The organism is Salinimicrobium flavum (assembly GCF_042684505.1).
In the GTDB taxonomy this organism is placed as follows: domain Bacteria; phylum Bacteroidota; class Bacteroidia; order Flavobacteriales; family Flavobacteriaceae; genus Salinimicrobium; species Salinimicrobium flavum.
Window position 1 is genome coordinate 127,534 of sequence record NZ_JBHULT010000009.1, and the last position, 21,158, is coordinate 148,691.

At 40.3% G+C, this 21,158-nt stretch carries 20 protein-coding genes; 8 read left to right on the forward strand and 12 right to left on the reverse strand.

All coding sequences use genetic code 11. The features are described from left to right. The first annotated feature begins 71 nt into the window (after positions 1–71). Both ACFSTG_RS10365 and ACFSTG_RS10370 read left to right on the forward strand, forming a co-directional pair. Positions 72–218 (forward strand): hypothetical protein, encoded by a 147-nt coding sequence (locus ACFSTG_RS10365; protein WP_380752149.1) that lies wholly within the window; start codon positions 72–74, stop codon positions 216–218. A gap of 398 nt (positions 219–616) precedes the next feature. After that, the gene (locus tag ACFSTG_RS10370) at positions 617–832 is read left to right on the forward strand and encodes a hypothetical protein (protein WP_380752152.1); all 216 of its coding nucleotides are present in this window, start codon (positions 617–619) and stop codon (positions 830–832) included. Positions 833–1,159: 327 nt separating this feature from the next. Here the strand turns inward: ACFSTG_RS10370 and ACFSTG_RS10375 are convergent, their stop codons facing one another. The 10 genes from ACFSTG_RS10375 to ACFSTG_RS10420 all read right to left on the reverse strand — a co-directional run bounded on the left by ACFSTG_RS10375 (position 1,160) and on the right by ACFSTG_RS10420 (position 12,047). Beyond that, positions 1,160–1,597, reverse strand: a complete 438-nt coding sequence (locus tag ACFSTG_RS10375; RefSeq protein ID WP_380752154.1) for a hypothetical protein — start codon at positions 1,595–1,597, stop codon at positions 1,160–1,162. Positions 1,598–1,755: 158 nt separating this feature from the next. Beyond that, positions 1,756–2,865 carry a sensor histidine kinase gene (locus tag ACFSTG_RS10380; RefSeq protein ID WP_380752156.1) on the reverse strand — a complete coding sequence of 370 codons (1,110 nt, stop codon included), beginning with the start codon at positions 2,863–2,865 and terminating at the stop codon, positions 1,756–1,758. A gap of 2 nt (positions 2,866–2,867) precedes the next feature. Continuing rightward, positions 2,868–3,632 carry a LytR/AlgR family response regulator transcription factor gene (locus tag ACFSTG_RS10385; protein WP_380752159.1) on the reverse strand — a complete coding sequence of 255 codons (765 nt, stop codon included), beginning with the start codon at positions 3,630–3,632 and terminating at the stop codon, positions 2,868–2,870. A 134-nt stretch (positions 3,633–3,766) separates the two neighbouring features. Then, positions 3,767–4,321, reverse strand: coding sequence for a hypothetical protein (locus ACFSTG_RS10390; RefSeq protein WP_380752161.1), 555 nt, complete (start codon positions 4,319–4,321; stop codon positions 3,767–3,769). Between the two features lie 695 nt (positions 4,322–5,016). Further along, on the reverse strand, positions 5,017–6,228 hold the full coding sequence (locus ACFSTG_RS10395) for an ATP-binding protein (protein WP_380752163.1): 1,212 nt from the start codon (positions 6,226–6,228) through the stop codon (positions 5,017–5,019). A gap of 278 nt (positions 6,229–6,506) precedes the next feature. Beyond that, on the reverse strand, positions 6,507–7,523 hold the full coding sequence (locus ACFSTG_RS10400; RefSeq protein ID WP_380752165.1) for an amidohydrolase family protein: 1,017 nt from the start codon (positions 7,521–7,523) through the stop codon (positions 6,507–6,509). A gap of 231 nt (positions 7,524–7,754) precedes the next feature. After that, the gene (locus ACFSTG_RS10405) at positions 7,755–8,045 is read right to left on the reverse strand and encodes an energy transducer TonB (protein ID WP_380752168.1); all 291 of its coding nucleotides are present in this window, start codon (positions 8,043–8,045) and stop codon (positions 7,755–7,757) included. A gap of 274 nt (positions 8,046–8,319) precedes the next feature. Next, complete coding sequence (locus ACFSTG_RS10410; RefSeq protein ID WP_380752171.1) at positions 8,320–9,078, reverse strand: SDR family NAD(P)-dependent oxidoreductase; 759 nt, start codon at positions 9,076–9,078, stop codon at positions 8,320–8,322. Positions 9,079–9,390: 312 nt separating this feature from the next. Next, a complete protein-coding gene (locus ACFSTG_RS10415; RefSeq protein WP_380752174.1) occupies positions 9,391–10,134 on the reverse strand; it encodes an energy transducer TonB in 744 nt (247 codons plus the stop codon). Between the two features lie 440 nt (positions 10,135–10,574). Further along, positions 10,575–12,047 (reverse strand): exonuclease domain-containing protein, encoded by a 1,473-nt coding sequence (locus ACFSTG_RS10420; protein ID WP_380752177.1) that lies wholly within the window; start codon positions 12,045–12,047, stop codon positions 10,575–10,577. A 301-nt stretch (positions 12,048–12,348) separates the two neighbouring features. Here ACFSTG_RS10420 and ACFSTG_RS10425 point away from each other — a divergent pair, with 301 nt between their 5' ends. The 4 genes from ACFSTG_RS10425 (at position 12,349) to ACFSTG_RS10440 (ending at position 16,187) form a co-directional block, all read left to right on the forward strand. Beyond that, positions 12,349–13,332, forward strand: coding sequence for a rhodanese-like domain-containing protein (locus ACFSTG_RS10425; RefSeq protein ID WP_380752180.1), 984 nt, complete (start codon positions 12,349–12,351; stop codon positions 13,330–13,332). 32 nt (positions 13,333–13,364) lie between these two features. Next, positions 13,365–14,369 (forward strand): rhodanese-like domain-containing protein, encoded by a 1,005-nt coding sequence (locus ACFSTG_RS10430; protein ID WP_380752183.1) that lies wholly within the window; start codon positions 13,365–13,367, stop codon positions 14,367–14,369. A 17-nt stretch (positions 14,370–14,386) separates the two neighbouring features. Next, entirely contained in the window at positions 14,387–15,445 is a 1,059-nt protein-coding gene (locus ACFSTG_RS10435; protein ID WP_380752186.1) for a porin, read from the forward strand. Positions 15,446–15,581: 136 nt separating this feature from the next. After that, on the forward strand, positions 15,582–16,187 hold the full coding sequence (locus ACFSTG_RS10440) for a Crp/Fnr family transcriptional regulator (RefSeq protein WP_380752189.1): 606 nt from the start codon (positions 15,582–15,584) through the stop codon (positions 16,185–16,187). A gap of 114 nt (positions 16,188–16,301) precedes the next feature. Here ACFSTG_RS10440 and ACFSTG_RS10445 read toward each other — a convergent pair whose 3' ends face one another. Further along, positions 16,302–16,820: a DUF4494 domain-containing protein gene (locus ACFSTG_RS10445; RefSeq protein WP_380752192.1), complete on the reverse strand. Its 519-nt coding sequence runs from the start codon at positions 16,818–16,820 to the stop codon at positions 16,302–16,304. Positions 16,821–17,050: 230 nt separating this feature from the next. Here ACFSTG_RS10445 and ACFSTG_RS10450 point away from each other — a divergent pair, with 230 nt between their 5' ends. Next, positions 17,051–18,793: a trypsin-like peptidase domain-containing protein gene (locus ACFSTG_RS10450; protein WP_380752195.1), complete on the forward strand. Its 1,743-nt coding sequence runs from the start codon at positions 17,051–17,053 to the stop codon at positions 18,791–18,793. A 167-nt stretch (positions 18,794–18,960) separates the two neighbouring features. Here ACFSTG_RS10450 and ACFSTG_RS10455 read toward each other — a convergent pair whose 3' ends face one another. Next, entirely contained in the window at positions 18,961–20,793 is a 1,833-nt protein-coding gene (locus ACFSTG_RS10455) for a DNA/RNA non-specific endonuclease (RefSeq protein ID WP_380752198.1), read from the reverse strand. 159 nt (positions 20,794–20,952) lie between these two features. On the opposite strand from ACFSTG_RS10455, the gene ACFSTG_RS10460 reads away from it, so the two are divergent. Then, entirely contained in the window at positions 20,953–21,150 is a 198-nt protein-coding gene (locus ACFSTG_RS10460) for a hypothetical protein (protein ID WP_380752201.1), read from the forward strand. Positions 21,151–21,158: the final 8 nt, after the last annotated feature.

Consider the following 21,158-nt stretch of genomic DNA (forward strand, 5'->3'; position numbering starts at 1 on the left):
TCATTGTCGTTATAAAGAGACTTACTTCTAAATTACATTCTGTTGAAAACAATCAAAAAACCCCTGCATATATGACATTAACTCAAATTTACGACCGAATTGAAAATCTACTTGAAGAGATAAAAAAGAATCCCGAAGACCAGGATCACTTGTTTCGATGTGAAACAGAAATTGCGTCTTTGGAGCAACTAAGGGAAGATATGGAGGAAAATTGCTAAGGCAGGTTCATGAGGAGATTTCTATTGTTTCTGCCCGGCTTGTTTCATTTGGTATACTATTAATTGAAAAAATATTTGCGCCTCCTTACCAGCCACATATAAAAAGAATGCGGTATGGGTTCCACCCGGGAGAAAAACACGATCCTCCCGGGTTAATCTATTTGATTGAGATTGATTTACATCACCAGATTTCGGGAGGAAATTTTTCAGCTCTATCTAACCCTTCTGCCCTGTTCCATTGATTTTCTATTCAGGATATTTCTCCGGCTTTTTATGTAGCTAAACTACTTCTAATAAAACCCTGGAATGGTTTATTAGACATAAACATGATTAAGATCATATTCTCACTTTACCTGATATCCTATATTGTTGCCTGAAAACCATGTTATTACAACTACGTGAGGTCAACAGAAAGAATACTGGAATTTATTGCAAAAGGAGATGCCGTCGAAATTCTTGCTGAAAGCGACCTTACAGACAATTTAAACAAGCTGCTGATATTTGGCTTTATTGATATAATTGACGATAAAATTATGATTACCTCTAAAGGTGAAGAAGCAAGAAAAGAAGGTTTCGAAAAAGCACTGCTGCAATTAAGATCAGAAGATATATAGTATGATTATTTGCTTGCAAACACCTTGAAACGGTGGTGATCTTGAATTTCCAGATTCATGGTAAACCTAAAAGATTCATTAAAACCGCAGGACCGTTGGATCTATGTGATTTTATTCACCTTAATCGTGGTCCTGCTTTCCTAAGAGCAATAATTACTGATCTCTGAATTTTCCCCCCTATAGAATTCCGGAGAACCACTCCCCTGTTTAGGCAGGGGATTTTATTTATGAAAGATTACATATGATGGGAAGACTGCAAACCCACACCCATTAATTAAGAAAGATTGTTGGGAAGCTCAGTTCCTTCTCCTCTCTTTTCTTTTTCAACTATTCCAGGGTAAGCTCCAGGTCACCGGAAATATGATACACATGACAGCAATCTGCACCAACTTTATAATCTTCACTAACAACTTCCTCGCCCTCTATTAAGCCTGTAAAGTTAATATCAAGTTGCTGCTGAATATATTCCTGAACATATTTATCACTGAAGAGCGGATAAGATCCTCTTTCCCGAATGCTTTGAAGTACCTCCTCCTCTACCTGGATCGTAAGATCCCTCCCGTTTTTTAAATTGACAACTTTAAAACTATCCAAAGCTACGGGTTGATCTTCACTGTCTACGATTTTTACTATAATGGTACGGTACTCCTCTGTACAGGCTCCGTCGCATTTTTCATTATCCTTTTCAGAACAGGACTGAAAAAGAAACACCAGGCAAAGAAATAAGAGGGTACAGGGATTTTTAATATGAGACTTATGATTCATGAACATTCTGTTTTATCTTTTTTCAGTTGAAAGTGATTGACATTGTGGAGTACTCTTACTTTTCCTTTCAAATTGCATTTTCCGGGTTAACGATTAAGCTTAAAGCTCATTTATGGCAGATTTATTGGCATTGTTCAATATAGAAAATTTATTTTCAGTTAATCATGCAGAGGGATCTTAATAATTGTTTGCACTCCCGCACCATTCTCAGAGATGTTACTTATCTCAAAGAAATAATCATCATGGTAAAGGTTACGAAGACGGTCATTGATATTGGCAAGACCCACCCCGTTTTGAAGTAATTCCTCATGCTTTGAAGCCAGGGCTTTGCCGTTGTTCGCCACCCTTATGATCAGATAATTATCCCTCTCCTTCACAGAAATTTGAATATGAAGATCTGTATGATCATAAGAATAACCATGTTTGATGGAGTTTTCGATCAGGGGTTGTAAAAGCAGGGCCGGGATTTTTTTATTCAACAGGTTTTGGTCAATATCCTTCTTTATGGTGAGATGATCAGAGAACCGCACATTCAGGATATTAAGGTAGTACTCCAGCGTGCGTAATTCCTTTTCCAGTGTAATTTCATTATCATTCCTGCTATATAAGATCTCACGTAAAAAATCACTCAGATCTGCAATGGTGTCTTTCGCTTTTTCCTTGTCGAGATCTGCCAGAACAGCAATACTGTTTAGGGTGTTGAAGAGAAAATGGGGTTGTAACTGGGAAGACAGCATCTTCATCCTGGTGTTCACCAACTGGGTTTCCAGCATCCCCCGTTGTTTCTCCGCTTCTTTGACCTGTTTCACATAATAGTAAGTGTATATAATGAACACCATGGCAAAATAAATAAGGAAGTTGAGATGGATTACGTACATGAATCTACTCAGACTTTCTGCCACCTGGTATTCAGAAAATGGAATTTGTCCCGTGGCAATACCCACCAGGTCAAAAATCAACCTTATGATCAAACCAATTAAAATGGAAAAGATAGTGTGGATGATGATGATCTTTACCCATGAATAGTTCTTGTGCAGGAATCTCTTGGTACTTATGGCGATTAGGGACATATAGGTCACCACCACCAAAAAATCGATAAGTATGTTGTACACCAGGAAATCGAACCAGGGCTCAAAGACCTCATTGGGATAATTGGCCCGCATGTAAGCATACCTTGCTATAAAAACAATATCGAACAAGACATAGAATCCTGCCAGCAGCATGATCAACTTAAGATCTATATACTTTTTAATTGCTGAAATTCCCATTTTCAGATACCTAATTTTTCCAGGAACTCTTTCTTATTTGATTTACTGATGTGCAGTAATTTATCATCGGTCATTCTTACATCAACTTCAGAATATTCTGAATGCACCAGTTCCTTTACATAATTCACATTTACGATCGCCGAACGATGTATCCTGAAGAAAAGTTCACTGTCCAGGATGCTTATCAAATTTCCCAGGGATTCCCTGAGCACATGTTTTTTATTGTCCGTATAGATCTCTGCATAATACCCTGAAGCCAGTATATAAAGAATGTCTGCGGGATTGATCAAAGCTGTTTTGTTCCCCTGCTTAACCGGGATCCTTACGGGTGGAGGGGCCACTTTTGATTCCTGGGAATAGATGCGAAACAATTCTTTTATCCTTTTTTCAAAATTTACATCGGCCTCCTTTTTGGAGATCTGAAGAACTTTTTTTATGGTCTTAAAGAACCGCTGATCTTTGAAGGGTTTTAAAAGGAAATCAAAGGCATCAACTTCAAAAGCCCGGCTGGCGTAATTATCGTAGGCGGTCACAAATATCACGATGGGCTTTGGGGTCACTTCTATTTTTTGAAGAACTTCGAACCCATTCATATCTTTCATATTGATATCGAGAAAAATAAGGTCGGGTTTACCTTCGTTTATCTCCTTAATAGCGGTTCTGCCATTTGAACATTCCCCCAAAACCTCAATTTCCGGCACCTCTTCCAGCAGATTCACTAACCTTCTGCGGGCGAGTTCTTCATCGTCGATCACCAGTGCTTTCATAGCTCTAAGAATTAATCCTTTACAATTTAAGATTAATTCAGGTTTTTTAGAGGGATTATTTTTTCCTTCACCAGCAAAGACCAACAGGATAAAATTTCCTGTCGGTCTTTTTCTTTCTGTTCATCCCGGAGAGATCAATTGCTCGCCACTTCACTTCTTTCAGCAGTAATGCCGTCGATCTTCAAAGTTTTCCTTTCATCTCCATTGCGGAGTGTGATACGATAGAATTCTTTATCCACCTTTCCGTTCTCTCCCCTGGTCACCCTGACGTTCTTAACCATTTCCCATCCTTTATGATCTTTGTAGAGTTGCTCCCGCAGACTTGCAGGAAGAAAGATGTTCTTAAACCTTTCAGAAGTTGTTCCCAGGTTTCCATGCTTGTCGAAATCTGCCAGTAGATGGCCTTTTTTACTGCTGAAGGTGACCTGGAAACTATCAAATTTTTCACCTTTTAGAACAGTAATGAAATTGTGAATGTCAAAGTTGGCTTCCATAAAAGCTAATGGATTTGCCTCAAAATCACCCGCGTAGGATTCCTTTACGATGAAAGAAAATTGGTTTCCGTCACGGATAACTTCCGAAGAAAGGGGGGCAAAACCTACCTTAGCTTCTTTTAACTCTGTAATTTCCTGAGCCTGACTTACGCCTGCCCATATTACAAGTACCAGATAAATAAATAAAGTTTTCATAGCGCACATTTTTAATAGTTAATATTCCCTTTTACAACCTGTACCAATGGGTACAAATTCTTTTACAGGAATAAAATTAATACAGTACTTCCCTGTTTTGCAGTGAAAAGAAGTGGGGGAGCCGATTGTAGTAACCAATGGGAGTGTTTATGAACCGGACGGGTGAATGCATTGGTCGAAGCGGTTTACATCAAAAAAGCTGGCCTTCAGATCCAAAACGAGGTGATTCACCTTGTCTGATGTTAATTGGGGATTCGGGAATCGATGAATCGTTTAGGTTAATTGGGGATTGGTTAATTGGTTAATGGGTTGATTCGGGAATCGGGAGTCGGGAATCGTTGAATAGTTAATTCGGGATTCGGGAATTGGGAATCGTTGAATCGTTTAGGTTAATTGGGGATTGGTTAATTGGTTAATGGGTTGATTCGGGAATCGGGAATCGGAAATCGTTGAATCGTTAATTCGGGAATCGGTAGTCGGGAATCGTTGAATCGTTGAATCGTTTAGGTTAATTGGGGATTGGTTAATTGGTTAATGGGAATCGGGATTCGGGAATCGGGATTCGGGATTCGGGATTCGGGATTCGGGATTCGGGAATCGGGAATCGTTTAGGTTAATTGGTTAATAGGTTGATTCGGGAATCGGGATTCGGGAATTTGGTGCCTGGAATTTTGAATTGGAGGATTGATCACTTTTCAATGTCTTGGAAGAATAATTATAAAAGTCGTGCCCGCTTCTTCACTGCTTTCCACTTCAATTTTGCCTTTATGGCCATCAACTATTTCCTTTACTATATATAAACCGAGGCCATAACTATCTTTTTGGGTAGGATCTCCATTAGTTTTCGTGAACTTTCCTGTAGCAACCATATGCTTAATACTCTCTTTTATTGGGGAACCTTCGTTGTGAACTTTAAAGATGGCCTTCTTGCCTTTTGCAGATATATTTATGGTAACGGGACCTCCCGGTTTTCCATAGCGCAGGGCATTAGTAATTAAATTGGTCATTAACTGGTCCAGCCGTAGTACATCCCACTCCCCCTGAACGGGCCCGGGAGATTCAATGATCAATTCGGCTTCCGGATAACTTAATTGTAACTCCTGCACAATCTTCTCAGTTTGTTTGGAAAGATCAATCGTAGATTTATTGATGGTCATTCCGCTGCCCAACCTCAACTTGGTAAGTTCCAAAAGATTATCTATCAGCTCTTTCATCCGTTTCACACTGGAATCTGAACGCCCGATGAGGGATCTCTCCTTTTCTGATAAATTCTTTGACATCTTAAGGATTGACTGCACTCCCGAAATAGCAGCCAGAGGATTCCGCAGATCATGTCCCAGGATACCCATAAACCAGTTTTTACTCTCTTCCACCTTATTATCAAAACGCTTCAGGGAGATCATCCACGACTCATCAATGGCCTCATTAAAGCGGATCATCTCCTGAAAATCGGCCTTAGTTTTTTGGGATTTATTATGCTCTTCCCACAGTCGCAATACACTTGCCCGCAGCGCTCTGAATTCTGAGCTTAATTCCATAATATTGAAACCTAAATCTGCCCGTTGTTCCCCATGCTGGTTTGCAGCTTTGCTTTCTCCGGCGCGCATGATCTTATTCCCTTTAGATTTTTCTTCCTGCTGGTCATCGGTTTCAGATGTCTCCATGCTTTCCACAATCCTGTCGAGCATTTGTTTGATATGATCCCGAACCTCCTCCAGATCCAGCCTATTGATACCCTCAATATTCCCCCGGGCAAACTTCACCCATTCATTAGTGATATCTTCATTATGATTCTTAATAAAGTGGGCAAATTTCATATAGCTAAAGTTGGCATGTATGATAAGATAGAACTTTGTAAGAATACCCACTACAGATTTAGATAGAATTAACAGGATACCCGTGGTCACTTCTATATAATTTAGAACCTGAAAATTTTAAAACCTTATTGTTGTAACGGGAACATTACACCTGGGAGTAAGGGGACAAACCTGAATGTTGGGGGGAATAAATTATATCAAGGTTTCTTAATCTTCTCCGGGAGTTTAACTATCCGGTTGCCTTTCCCCAAATCCCTCACCGAGTCCTCTCTCTTCATCACCTCCACCCGATTATGTCGTCCTCAACAAAACATATTTTTACCGGAATGTTTATGGTCTTAACCCATTTAAAATTTGCTTTTTTCACCTTAATTCTTCACCATCTGGTGATGTTGTTTGATAACATCCTCCTCGAGTCCAAGAAATTCCGCAGCGTTGTTATAAAAAATATCCGTCTTTTCTTCCATCGTTAAAAAATCAAGGGAATTAATTCGCTCCACTGCTATTCCAATAGCTTCTGGCCATACCATTTGATCTGTCCCGAAGAGTACCCGATCAAGCATTCCCATTTGTTTTGCCTGTCGCAGAAAAGATTCCAACACCGGTTCCATTCCCGGCATCCAGTCAATGATACTTATATCTGTATAAAGCTGCGGATACATATTCATCATCATCAAAGCATATTGTGAATAGGGACCCGCTCCGCCTGCGTGCATCATGAAAACTTTCAGCTTCGGGAATTCCACAAGCATATCTTCCAGTAGCAGGGGATCCCCTAATTTGAGTCTAAACTTAGGGCAGCAACGGTAAGGCGTACCGGGAAAGCTGGCCCCGGTATGAATTCCAACGGGTACACCTTCCTCCTCAGCAACCCGGTAAAAAGGATAATAGGCAGGATCTGAAGGGGAGTATCCAAAATATTGGGCCCCAACTTCTCCCAGCATATCCAATTCTCCATTCTGTATCATCATTCGAAGACTATCGGCTGGCATAAATTCTGAAGGTTCCCTGAGCTCAATGCCCCGCAGGGTTCTGGTTTGGTCATAGCCGTACCAAATATTCCCGCTGGTTTTATCAATCCCGGAAACAGCACCTAAGACAATGTTATAATCCTGCATAACCTGGAAACTCTGTTCCATTTGCTCTCTGGATGTGGTACCGGAAAGATTTCCTGTTGCGGGATTTGGTGCAGGGCCCCAAAAATCATTGGAATAGGAATGAAGGTGCATGTCAATGATGGGTCCTGTATATCTGTTTGCAGTATTTGCTTCCTCTTTTTCAGGATTTTTATTCTGGCTTATCAATGGTTGAGCAAGCAACAAACTCAGGCTGAAGAATAAATAAATAGCAATAGTACTCTTTGTTGGCTGGTTAGAAGTTTCCATAAATTGTTCTTTAATTAAATTACCCAATCTTACCGGGATACGATGAAACCCGGGTCAGATTTCTTTAAACATTTGATCCAATACTTTGACTAATGGGAGGATAGAAAAATCAGCTACTTTAGCTCTGTAAAAAAGTGGGAGAACGCAGAGTACTCTAAAGAAAGATTTACCTGGAAGAAGTAGTACTTCTTTTTAAACTACATACAATATAATAAATTCATCTTCAAGTAATTAAAGGTTTCCGGTTTTTTTTGATGTATCACAGGAATAGATACCGGGAAAATTCTCTGGAGGTGAGAAAGGATAATTGAAATTATAGATGTGTTCCCGTACCTCGTACATTATTGGCAAAGAGTATTTTACGGCTACTGGTTTATCCCGTTGTCTGCCGGGAATCATCTTTGGTAAAAGGCTAACCACCCGTATTGCCTCTTCCTCCAGTCTCTTGTAAGGACCTCTGGCCATTATTTCTACTACATCACCTTTTGGATTGATCTTAAAAACCACGTAGATCCTGTTCATCCCGGTCAAACCTAATTCTTCCTGGTTTTTAAGTCTCAGCCGGGAAACAATGGAGTTTGCTCCACCACCATAAATGGAATTTCTTCGATTTCTTCCTCCTCCTTTTAAAAGAGATATCTTGGATGTGGCTCAGGCAAAATTCCCGCTCATTAAATGTGGCGGGAATCGTTAATCGGGAATCGCTAAATCGTGATTCGATAACTCGGGATTCGGGCATCCTAAATTTGGGAAATCTTCAAATTTTCATTGTTTATTGTTCATTGTTTACTGAACCTTATTTGGCGGTATATCCCCCATCGATGACCAGCTCACTGCCGGTTACGAATTTGGACTCATCAGACACCAGGTAGACGATCCCATAGGCAATATCAAGAGGTTCGCCTACATGCCCTAAGGGATGAAGGTTGTCGACCTTTTCCCTGAAATTGGGTACATCTTTACCAAATTCTTCTACCAGAGGAGTCCAGATGAATCCGGGGTGGATAGAATTCACTCTTATTTTATCCCGGGCATAGATCAGGGCGTCATTCTTGGTCATAAGTCTTACGGCGCCTTTTGAAGCATGATAGTGAGGAATATCGCCGGCACCGATGATCCCATAGATGGAAGAGAGGTTTACTATACTTCCCCCTCCCGCTTTTTGCATATGAGGAATGGCGTGCTTGGTACAGAAGAAAACGCCCTTGACATTAATATTCATCACCTGGTCCCATTCGGCTTCCGTAAGTTCATGAGTAGGTTTGTTTACACCTGCTATTCCTGCGTTATTTACGGTAGCATCCAGTTTTTTGAATTCCCTGACCACTTCAGCATACACCTTCTCAACCTCTCCTTCGTTAGCTACGTTGAGGTGCCAGTATTTCGCATTCCCGCCAGCTTTCTTGATTTCCTCAATCAAATTCTCTCCTTCCCGGTCCAGAATATCTGTTACGGCAACTTTGGCACCTTCTTTAGCCAATAAAATGCAGGTTTCCCTACCAATACCCAAGGCCCCGCCGGTGACGATCACTACTTTGTCTTTTACCCTTTCCATTTGTTATGTGTTTTAAATTTAAATCACAATTTAGATGGGGAGCGCAATATTTAAGAACCTGCCGGCTTTTGGAAAGCCAGTTGGTCTACAGGATAAACTTAAGCCATAACTACTTGGATTAAAATGACAATTATCAGAATAATCAATTTGAATTCAAGATATGGAAGTTTGGGATTTGGAATCTGGAATTTGGAATGGTTTCGTTTGTCATCCCCACGCAGGAGGGATCTCTTTCTCAAACGGTTTATCCTCAAATTTCCAAATCTTCAAATTTTCAAATCCTGCTATCCACTCTCTACAGTCCATTTTCCTCTAAATGCTTTCCCTAACCTCAAACATTATGGGTAAAGAATATTGTACAGATACAGGTTTATCTCTTTGTCTGCCGGGGATCATCTTTGGCAGGAGCCTCACTACCCGTGCAGCCTCTTCCTCCAGTCTCTTGTTTGGCCCCCGGGACCTTATATCTACCACATCCCCTTTTTCATTGATCCTGAAAACCACATAGATCCTGTTCATCCCTGTCAATCCCATTTCTTCACTAATATGAGTATTAAATTCGCGCCTTACCAGGGCGTCAATTTTTTCGCTCATACATTTTTTCTGTTCGTCCTTATTTCTAAATCTTTCACACCCGGGAAAAATTGGGGTTTGCTCTACCACCATAAAGGGAATGTCTTCTATTTCTTCCTCCTCCTTTTTATAGGAGATGTCGGCAACCTCTACGATCTCCTCCATTTTTTGATCCTGACTGCTTTCGGTAGACTGAATCGTGGTTTCTTCCACCTCTTCCAAATCTTCTATTACCTCTATGATCTCCGGTGCCGGTGGCGGTGGTGGTGGTGGCGGTGGTGGCGGGGTGGATAACCGGGTTACAGGAATGTCTTCCTGAACAAATTCCTCCATCTCCAGATCAAAGCTCTCCTCCTCATTACCGGCGTAAGACTTCCACTCTAAAGTGAAATAGGTGATACCGAGCATAACTATCAAACCGACCTGGAAAAAGATCATGCTCCACCTACTGTGGTCTGCCCCTGGGTTTTTCTTGACTTGCATGAACGTAAATTATTTAAGAATTATGTGGGAATATGCCCTTAATAATCGGTTCTATGGCTCTTTTTTCCCAGCCCTCTAAAGGGTAAGGGGAAAAGTCTCGGGAAAAAAAAGAGTAAGTCGGTTGTAAACTTTCGGCAGTAAGATCTCACGGCATAACCGGCATTCTAAAGATCGGAATCCAAAAGAAGATCAGGAATGATATCTGTCATGAATAGGTTGGGATTCGTTCATTCGTTAATTCGGGAATCGTTAATTCGGAATTCGGGTGGAGGGCATTGTCTTGATGTGTCATCCCGACGCAGGAGGGATCTCTTAATGAAATCGCGAAACCTTGATTCGGGAATCGTTAATTCGTTAATTCGGGATTTGTTAAGTAGGGAAGGTGTTTAATTGAGGATATCTTCAAATTTTCTTATCCTCTTTCCACTGTCCACTTTCCCCTAAAAAAGCGACAGCGTACCATGTGCAGCCATGACCATGGCGTTCCTTTGAGCTCTGGCTACCGGCCGGGATATTTCAGTGTCCAATGAATTTTCGAAAAAGATCACTTTAGGTGCTCCCTGTTTTCTCATGTAGTTACTCAGGATCTTGTGGGTGTGGTAGGTGGCTGTCTGCCGCTTTAAAAAAGGCTCGTAATCTTCAGGCCGACTTACCTGAACTTCAGTATCTATGAATCCGAAGCCCTGATACTTGCCATCCTTTACCAGGATAAAAGCTTCTTCCTCAAAGTGCCTGCCTTTCTCCCTGATCACATAGGTTGATGATTCCTTAGTAAGCGAAGCAATGGCTTTTGCTACCTTTGTGTTATAGGTCTCCACCTCTTCCGATCCGGAGCATACCCCTTCACAGCTAACGATCTCATAATGGGAACACTCCTCCACATGGCTCTGCAGACTGCAATATTTGGGACAAAGATTGAATTCCCGACAAAGGAACTCCAGCTTTTCCTGTGCCAGGGCCCGGTTGTAAAAGGTACCTATTGATTCTCTGAGCTTATTGGTCCTTTCCAGTGCCAGCTGCAGGATACCCCTTTGATTGGTATAACTCACAATTTGATACACCGGGCCCGGCCGTTTCTGTGCCCTGTTGAACCGGGGATAATATTTCCTGATGCATTCGGCTTCCAGAAGAAGGGCAACCAGTTCACTCCCGGTGGTTTCATGATCTATATGGTAAGTTTCCTGCCCCAGCTGATATTCCTTACTCATGCGGTCATAAAAATGGGAAACCACCCGTTTCTTGATATCTATAGCTTTCCCTGCATAGATGACTTTATGTTGCCTGTCTTTGAATAAATAGATCCCCGGACTCTCCGGAAGGCTGTGAATTTGTTCGGCTTCTATATGCGGCGGTAAGGTCGCCTGCCTGGAACGGGCATGCAGGAAAGAATTGATCACCTTGTAATCCTCATCTAACGAAAGCAGACGTTGAAAAAGGATCACTGTTGCATCAGTATCCCCTTCGGCCCTGTGGCGATTGGAAATCGGGATATTTATAGAGTCGCACAACCTGCCCAGGCTATAGGAGAACAAACCCGGAATGAGTTTTCGCGAAAGGCGGACGGTACAAAGTTTCCTTCGGTTATATTCAAATCCCAGCTCCCTGAATTCATTCCGCAGCACATTGTAATCAAAATTGACATTGTGAGCCACAAAGATCGCATCGCGGGTGAACTCTTCTACCTTTTTCGCCACCTCAAAAAATTTAGGTGCATCGGCAACCATCGAATTATCAATACCGGTTAACGCAGTAATATGTCGCGGAATTTCCTTTTCGGGATTGATAAGGCTGGTGAATTTATCTAAAACATTAGAACCACACAGGAGTACGATACAGATCTCGGTTAAACGATTTCCGTTGATCCCTCCTCCGGTGGTTTCTACATCAATGATTGCAAATAGCTGGTCTTTCATAATATTTCCAAAGGGGTAAAAGTAGGAAAAAATCCTTAAGAGTAGGAAAATATCCAAACGAATGGAAAAAATCCATTTTACAGATCGATGAATTCTTCCTTTCCTACTTCTCTACTAATTGTTAGCACTGGTCAATTTTCTGAAAAAATCCTGCATTTACGAAAAAACCTGACTTCCATCTGTAACAATTGTTACACAATTAACTGATTATGTATTAAATGATCATGACAAAAGTCATCTAAATAAATTGACCCGAGCTCGTAATTTGATGTGTTAATTAAACAATTTAAACTTATTCATCATGAAAAAGCTGAATTTATTTTGGATACTCTTTTTTGTATCAATGGCGACTTTTGGGAATGTATATGTTGATCACCTTGAACTAAGATCAAATCCTCCCGATGAGTTCACCACCTTGGTAGAATTTTTAGAAGGGAAGGTAGATTTTATCAAAGGTGATTTTCCAATAATTGCTGCAGAAGAAGTCAAGAAGAATCTAAAGAATGATACCTACCATATTATCGATATTCGATCAGACAGCTGGTTTGAATACGGGCATATTAAAAATGCTGTGAATGTTCCGGCAGAAGACTTGCTCAATTACTTTAAGTCTGAGATCGTTCCCGCTGACTTTGAGAAGATCATACTAATTTGTTACTCCGGCCAGTCTGCTGCATACTACTCCGGTTTATTGAGAATAGCCGGATATGATAATGTGTACAGTATGAAATGGGGAATGAGCTCCTGGAGAGAAGACTTTGCAGATGCCTGGTTAAAGAACACCAAAAGTTCCTTTGAAGATAAGTTAGAAACTACCTTAAATACTAAACCTGCCTCAGGTACCCCCCCTCAAATAAATACAGGAAAATCTGAAGGTAAAGAAATTCTTGATGACAGGCTGCAAAAATTATTTGCTGTTCCCTATAATAATTTCATTTTAAATTCTGAAGATATATTTGAGAAGCCAGGAGATTATTTCATAGTGAATTATGGTAAAACAGATGATTACAATCTTGGCCATATTCCCGGAGCAATTCTTTATAACGAAGGTTCCTCTTTACTATCAGACACCGACCTTTTGACACTTCCAAAAGACAAAAAAGTCGCTCTGTATACAACCACCGGACAGGAAGCCGCATACCTTATAGCTTATTTAAATGTACTTGGTTTTGACACCGGAAATATTGCCTATGGAGAAAACTCATTTATGAATGATCTTTTGAAAAAGAATGGAAGAGATGCTTTCAGTTCTAAACAAATAAACCTGTTCCCTGTAATTGAATAACACAAAGCAGTACACTAAATATATTTTATGTCATGAAAAAATTTCACCTATATTTTATCGCATTCCTTTTACTACCCGCTCTTTCTCTCACTTCTTGCGACAGAGGTGATGAACTCGAAGATTCTAATGTAGTAACTACCCCGGCTTTTGAATTAATGACAGATTACATGGTTCAAAACGGTTTGGACATCAATAATGTTTTAACCAATAAAGATGGACAGTCTTTTGTAGTAGGTGCACCTGCTGAAGCCGATCTCGCAGCATTCCTGAACACCTATTACATTATGGATATAAGGAGTAGCGCCGACTTTTTAACAGCACATATCAATGGAGCACAAAATGTTGCTTTTAAAGATATTTTGACTACAGCTGCTACAACTACAAAACCAATTCTAATAGTTTGTTATACAGGACAAACCGCATGTTATGCTACAGCTTTGCTGCGTCTTTATGGATATCCTAATACAAGAGCTCTTAAGTGGGGGATGTCCGGTTGGAATGCCGGACATGCCGGACCGTGGAATTCCAATATAAATGATATCGCCAAGAACAGTCCTAACTGGACCTACGGTAGTGCTCCGGCAAACGTAACTTATGGTGATCCCAAAATTTCAACGACCCTTACGAATGGGGAAGCTATTCTTAAGGAACGTGTTGAAAAAGTTGTTGCAGAAGGATTTCAGGGGGTTAATCCAGGTGATGTATTGAATAATCCCGGCGGATATTTTATCAATAACTATTTCAGTGAAGCAGATTATTCCGGATTTGGCCACATAAGTTCAGCTTATAGAATTCAACCTCTTACGTTGGCAGACGATAGTTATAAATCACTGGATCCTCTGGCTAATACTATAGTTACTTATTGTTATACAGGTCAAACTTCAGCTGTATTAACAGCAACTCTCAGAGTTTTAGGGTACAATGCAGCCAGCCTGAAATTTGGTATGAATGGTTTATACAATTCAAACCCTGCATTTAAATCCAATCAATGGCAGGGAGACTCCCATCCAAAAAATCTACCAGTTGTTAGTAACTAAGAAATACATTGAATAAAATGAAAAGCAAAGTAAATATATTGCTCGTTTTAACATTGTTACTCCATTGGAATTCAATGTTCTCTCAGGGATGTGAAGCAGAGGAACCGGGATCGTCATCAAAAGATTCCTTAAGTGGGCCAACTATTGACATATTCGGATACTTACAGCCTCAATATGATTATTTTTTCACTGATGGAGATCAGGATAACACTTTTAGGTTCAAAAGAGCCCGCGTTGGTGTTAGAGGTGAGGTGTTGGATGATTTCTCTTATTATTTTATGCTGGAGACCAGTCCTTTTATTGGAAGTACAGGGGATGCCTATTTAATGGATGCCTTTATTACGTATAATGCCGATAATTGGGCGAGAATATCTTTGGGATCCTTTAAACAACCTTTCAGTTTAGATGTTTCAACGCCCTGTAATCAGCTAAAAACAATAGAAAGATCGGTTGTAGCTGACCAGTTAATATCACCACAACGTGATTTTGGGGTGGCTGTTTTTGGCGGAAATAAATACAATAGGTTGAATTATTCTGTTGCACTTATGAATGGACGCGGTTTAGGCGTTAAAGATGATAATGTCAAAAAGGATATTACGGGCCGCGCTACCTATAAAATTATTAGAAATCTTACTGTTGGTGCCAGTTTTAGATATGGTTATCCCATTCCAAACAATAATGAAGATGACAGAACTACTTACGGGGCAGAATTTCTTTTAGAGTTGAACAGGTTCGCAGTTCAGGGTGAATATATTTATGATGAAGGAGCGTATTTTGCCGGTGCAGGAGGTGGTTGTGGTGCAACACCTATAGCCTTGGGAAAGGAAAGGGATGGTGCCTATATCCTGGCCAGTTATGATGTAAGTGAAAAATTCCAACCTGTATTTAAATATGAATATTTTGATGCGGATATTAACATTAAGGATAACTTAGGATATTCTGAGAGAATGACTCTTGGGTTTAATTATTTCGTTAATGATAAAGTGCGTTTCCAGGTTAATTACTTAGCTAATATCGAGACCGTGGTAAATGTTAATAATGATGCATTATTAACACAGGTTCAGGTTAGATTTTAATTCTGTTTTTTGTTAATCGAATTGACCCTTCTGTATTTTTCAGAGGGGTTAATTTATTAACTTTGTGGAACAACAATAAAAGGAAGTGAATAGTAATTTTATTTTAAAAAGGAAACTTCATCATCAATACTCTGAATTGTTTGAAGAGGAATTAATTCAGGAAATTATTGAAGTCGGGTTTCTTAAAAAACTTGATAATGGACATCTCTTAATTGATATTGGTGATCAGCTAACCCATATCCCATTAATCATAGACGGGGTAGTGAAAATTATAAGACAAGATAAAAATGGTTTTGAATTATCTTTATATTATTTGGAACCTGGTGATACCTGCGCTATTTCTTTTGCAAACTGTATAAATAAAACCAAAAGTATTTTTAGAGGTATTGCAGAATCTGACGTGGAGGCCATTTTTATTCCTGTTGATATAATCGATCAATGGCTTGTTAAATATAAAACCTGGCGTAATTTTATAATTGACAGTTACCATTTCAGACTGCTCGAAATGGTTGAATCAATAGATTCCTTAGCGTTTCTCAACCTGAGAAATCGCATATGGAAATATTTATCTGATAAAGTAAAAATTTCAAAAAATATTGATCTGGGAATTACCCATCAGGAAATTGCAATAGATTTAAACTCCTCACGAGTTGTGGTTACCAGGATCTTGCAAAAACTGCATGATGAAGAAAAAATATATTCAACCAGAAATAAAGTAAAGGTATTAGAACTATATCACTAATTTTTCTATTTATCCTTCTGAAGAACAAAAACAAACACCTCTCAATTTCTCAAGAGGTGTTTGTTTTTACTGCCGGTCCTATCTACGAGCGGGACGTTCCCCGATAGTTAGAATTTAATTGGATTCCGTCTGTTCAGCGAATTCCTCTTCTGCATTTTCAGAATTATTAAGTTGATTAAATTTCTCTAATTGATCTTCTTCCCCTGTAAAATATGGAAAGACATCAAGGATAGGGGATTCGGTAATGGAAGGGATCGTGTAATCTCCCATGGTGTTTGCCATTGCAGTGGTAGTGTTCTCAAAAGCCTCTTTTACATCATTCGCCTGTACCAGGATATACATGTTCGTTTTTCTTTCCTTCCCGCTCTCCTCATCAAGAGCAATAAGGGATACCTTTGATTTGAACCAACGATCGGAATTTTCAAAAGGATGCACCTCAGCAAAGTTGGCAACCTTAATGTTCATGATCCTGAAATCTTCGTTGGTGTAAGCCTTCATCTCTTCGGTGAGCCTTGCCTCCGCCTCAGTATAGGAAACCGCATCAAGCAAATAGGTGTCTGTAGTCACTTTCTGTTCTCCTGTTTCGTGTGTTTTTCTGTATTTCACCTTACATTCATACCAAATTACGCTCATATCATTTTTTTTAGGGTGCCAAAAATATCATTTATAAAACACCCTGAAAAAGAACTGGTAAATAGATATTCACAAATTTCTTTTCCAATTTTTAAAGTGCTTTTCTTCAGTTCTGAAGAATTATATGAAGAAAATTTCTTTTAAGAAGAAATTAGTATTTTTCAGTAGCTTTACTAAAATATTTAAGGAGTTCCTCAACCCTGAATTTACACCTGAAATATCCTACCGGCATGAAAAATAAATTATTACTTCTTTTCTCCCTTTTTCTATTAGCAGGAACAGCAATAGGACAAACTCAAAAGAAATATTATTACGATAATGAGTGGAAGGGCACTTCTGCTTCAAAAGCTGAATTTTACAGGATCGTAAATTTTGACCAGCAGAATAAACCGGTTGGGGAAGTGAGGGATTATTTTATAACCGGCGAACTACAAAGTATAATTGACGGGGCACTGTTGATCGACAGAGATGACGATTCAGAATCTATATTTATCGGGAACAGCCGTGGCTTCTTAAAAAATGGCAAAAAACAGTTTGAGAGCCTTTATGACCGGAAAGGGAATATGTTAAGCCATAAGACCTGGTTTGAGAACGGAAACTTACAAATGGAGGCCGCATATAAAAATGGGGAATATCACGGAGATTATATTTTGTATTACGAATCTGGTAAAGTTTATCGCATTTTCTCCTTTTCGAACGGGGAAATGAACGGAAAATTCTTTACCGAATGTGATGAATTTGAAGATTGTCAGAAGGTCTTTTACGAATCGTTTTATTCTGCTGAAAATGACAATGGCTGGAATCTCATCTCTGATGAAAAAGAATTTAAAAGCAATATAATCCCCACGACAGGATTAAAAATGAAGAGTTCAGGACCTACTTTTCAGCAAACGGTAAATGTTCCTCTTTCTCTTTCTGAAGACTTTTCAATTGAAACCATTGTTGATTTAAAGTCGGGAGAAACTAATACCGGTCAGGGGCTTATCTGGGGGTTCAGGAATTGGGATAATTATTACTATTTCACCATTACTGCTACAGGTTATTACATTATAGGAGGCAAAACCGAAGGTATTAATCTGGAGTTTGCTGACTGGACCGAGTCCGACAAGATAAATAAAGATTACCAGCGGAATCTTTTAAAGATATTGAAAGTAGGTGATAAGGTTTATTACTCCATAAACGGAAGCGTTGTGTTTTCGGGGGATTTCTACTCCTTTCGGGGCAATAATATTGGATTCCTGATTTCAGGGAGTAAAGATGTCCTGTTTGAAAACCTGATCGTTAAACAGGATGTTTCCAGCGATCCGGTTTCTAATAGATCCGTTTCGACCGGAACAGGTTGGAAGGGAAACGGCACAGGCTTCTTTATTAGCAGGGATGGTTATTTAGCCACTAACTATCATGTAATTGACGGAGCTTCAGAAATAGAAATAGAGTTCATCAGGAATGGTCAGAAGATACAGCACCAGGCCCGGGTAATTCAAAGCGACAAACAAAATGACCTGGCCATACTTAAGATCAAGGATGATTCATTTACCCCTTTTAATGATCTGCCCTATTTTTTTGAAACAGAGTTATCTGATATCGGTACGAATGTTTTTGCTCTTGGTTACCCCATGGCGCTGTCTGTAATGGGTACTGAAATTAAATTCACTGATGGTAAAATAAGCTCTAAAACAGGTTTCCAGGGAGACATTTCCACTTACCAAATGACTACTCCCATCCAGCCCGGAAACAGTGGGGGGCCTTTATTCGACTTTGACGGAAGATTGATCGGGATAAATTCAGCGATCATAAGGCCAGACCTGGCCGATAATGTCTCTTATGCGATCAAATCAAGCTATTTAAAGAATTTGATCGACGTTCTACCTGCTTCCCTCCAACTACCGAATGATTTAAATATCAGAACCAAAACCCTGACCGAAAAGATCAAAATCATCTCTGACTTTGTGGTGTTGATCAAAACCAAATAGAAGGACTATTTTTTATGATTTAAAAATAGCAGGCATAGCTTCTTAAAATATTTCTTATGCTGCACCGGCAGGTTTGTTTTTAAAGCGGTTTCGTACAATTGCATATTGTCTAAAACAAAAAACACGCTCGTGCGAGCGTGTTTACATTTATGCTATTTTGTTTTAAATTAAATGCTGCTACCGGCAGCCTCGATCACATCTTCAATATGATCGGGAACCAGGTCAAAGAAATCATAACCTGTAGCGGCCTCTATTTGATCTACACTGGTTTGGTACAGCGTCCAGTCTGAAGAAACACTCTGGCTGTTCGGCATGTCAACCGCGATCACCTGAGTGCTTGTGGTCACCCTGTTCACATCATCATCTCCATCGGGAATGATCATGATCACTTTCCAGGTATTTGAAGGCACCTGAACGTTTCCGTTAGCAATGTAATCGGCGGCACCGGCAGAACCGTCCCCTCCCATTCCGTAGCCGCCGGAAATGATATAGATCTCATAACCCCCGCTCAACATTGAACGACAGTAACTTTCTAATGAGGCCCATCCAATCCTGTTATTATTTGGCGCCTGTGGCATCATATTGGTCATGAAAAAGGTATTGGAATTATCATCTACAGAAAGGGTTCTGTCGGCTGACGGACACAGGTGGCCGCGATCAAATCCGCTGTACTGGTAATCTGTCGCGCTCACCTGGTACCAACCTGCCGGCAAACTGCTGTCGGCCCTAAAATCATTCTGTCTTGAGGCGCTTCCCAACCAGGCTTCATCCAAATGCCAGCTCACCCAGTTCGCAGTTCCTTTGTCACGGCTGTAAGACATCACATATTCCTCTTTTTCAAGCAGGTAGTTATTTGGAAAGTTGGTATCTGCAATAGCTGCGGAAGGATTCCCCATGGTAAAATGCACGGTTCCCGAAACTCCCGGTTCACCACCTCCGGTACCGCCCCCATCAGAAATGTCCTGGGTTCCGCCAATGGTGAAATCGTCAATATTGATACGGTCACCGCTACCTGAAAGCTTTACGATTTTAAACCGTACCGCTGCGGAATAATCAACGCTGAAACTTACATTTTCAAGACTGGTAGAAGTAGAAGTTTGTGTTCCTCCAATAGTGGTCCAGCTTGCTCCTGAATCTTCGGAAGCCTGAAGTTCCCAACTGCTCGCACCATCTGTCCCATAAACGGCATGATTGAAACTTACCGAAGTAGCCCCGGTAACATCATAATTCATTTGTAAAATACCTAAATCACGGATCCGTACAGATTTGGTTCCGGTTTTACGATCGTTATCCAAAGAACCCAGGAGAGCTTCTTCCAGATACCAGGTGCCCGTGGATAAGTCTACAAGGCCGGCTGAATAACTTCCCTTGGAGCCACTTTCGTAGTCTTCGGTAATGTCTACCAGGGGTCCCGGTGTTGCACCACTGTAAGACTCCACCCAAATGTCATCTATATTCAGCCTTTCTGAAGAACCATCGGTTTTCCTGATCTCGAAACGCACATTTCCTCCATGATTAATGGGAAAGGTCGCAGATTGCAGGTTCTTGTTGTTAACCGTGATCTCACTGCCGCTCTGCGTCCAGGTTACGCCTCCATCAGTAGAATAATACAGGCTGAAGCTGCTGTTTCTGTCCTTGCCAAATTTTGCATAGCTCAGGTTCAGATTATCAGCCCCATCAGGAAGGTCAAAATTCATGGTTATTTTTCCATTGTTCCTGATACGTACTGACTGCGAACCGTTTTTAGTGTCGCTTGACAGCGTACCCAGCAAAGCATCTTCAAAATACCAGGTCCCATCGGGAAAAGTTACTTCCCCGCCCGCGTATGAATTTTTAAACGCATCCTCAAAATTTTCGTGATAATTTCCGTCAGCATCTACTGTGAAGTTCAATGTGTAGTAGTCATCAGAAGAAGGAATTTGCTCTTCCGGGGAACAGGCATTAAATACCAGGAGTACCTGTAACAGGAACAAGCCTCTCAAAAAGAATAGTTTTTTCATTGTGTAGGTAAGATTAGTTTTTGCTAAAACTATCTTAAACCTGTAAACTATGAAAAATCCTACAAAAAAGTTTTAAAGATGTTATTAACGGTTTAAAGTATATTTTAAACTATTATTCCAAACCCTTGATCGATCCCTTATACTTCTACATGATCTCAAATGAAGAACGGATGGCCATTCCTGAATATTCACCGGCTACCCAGGATAAATTTTGCTCTTTATCCCGATTTTAGCGGAGAACATTCTCAACCAGAATTCTTTGCAGAATCGAACAACTACCCCACCCGGTATAACATCTATGAGGATTCGAAAACCGGGGATATCTATATTTCCCTGAGTGATTTCGTTGCCAGGTAAAACCCTGC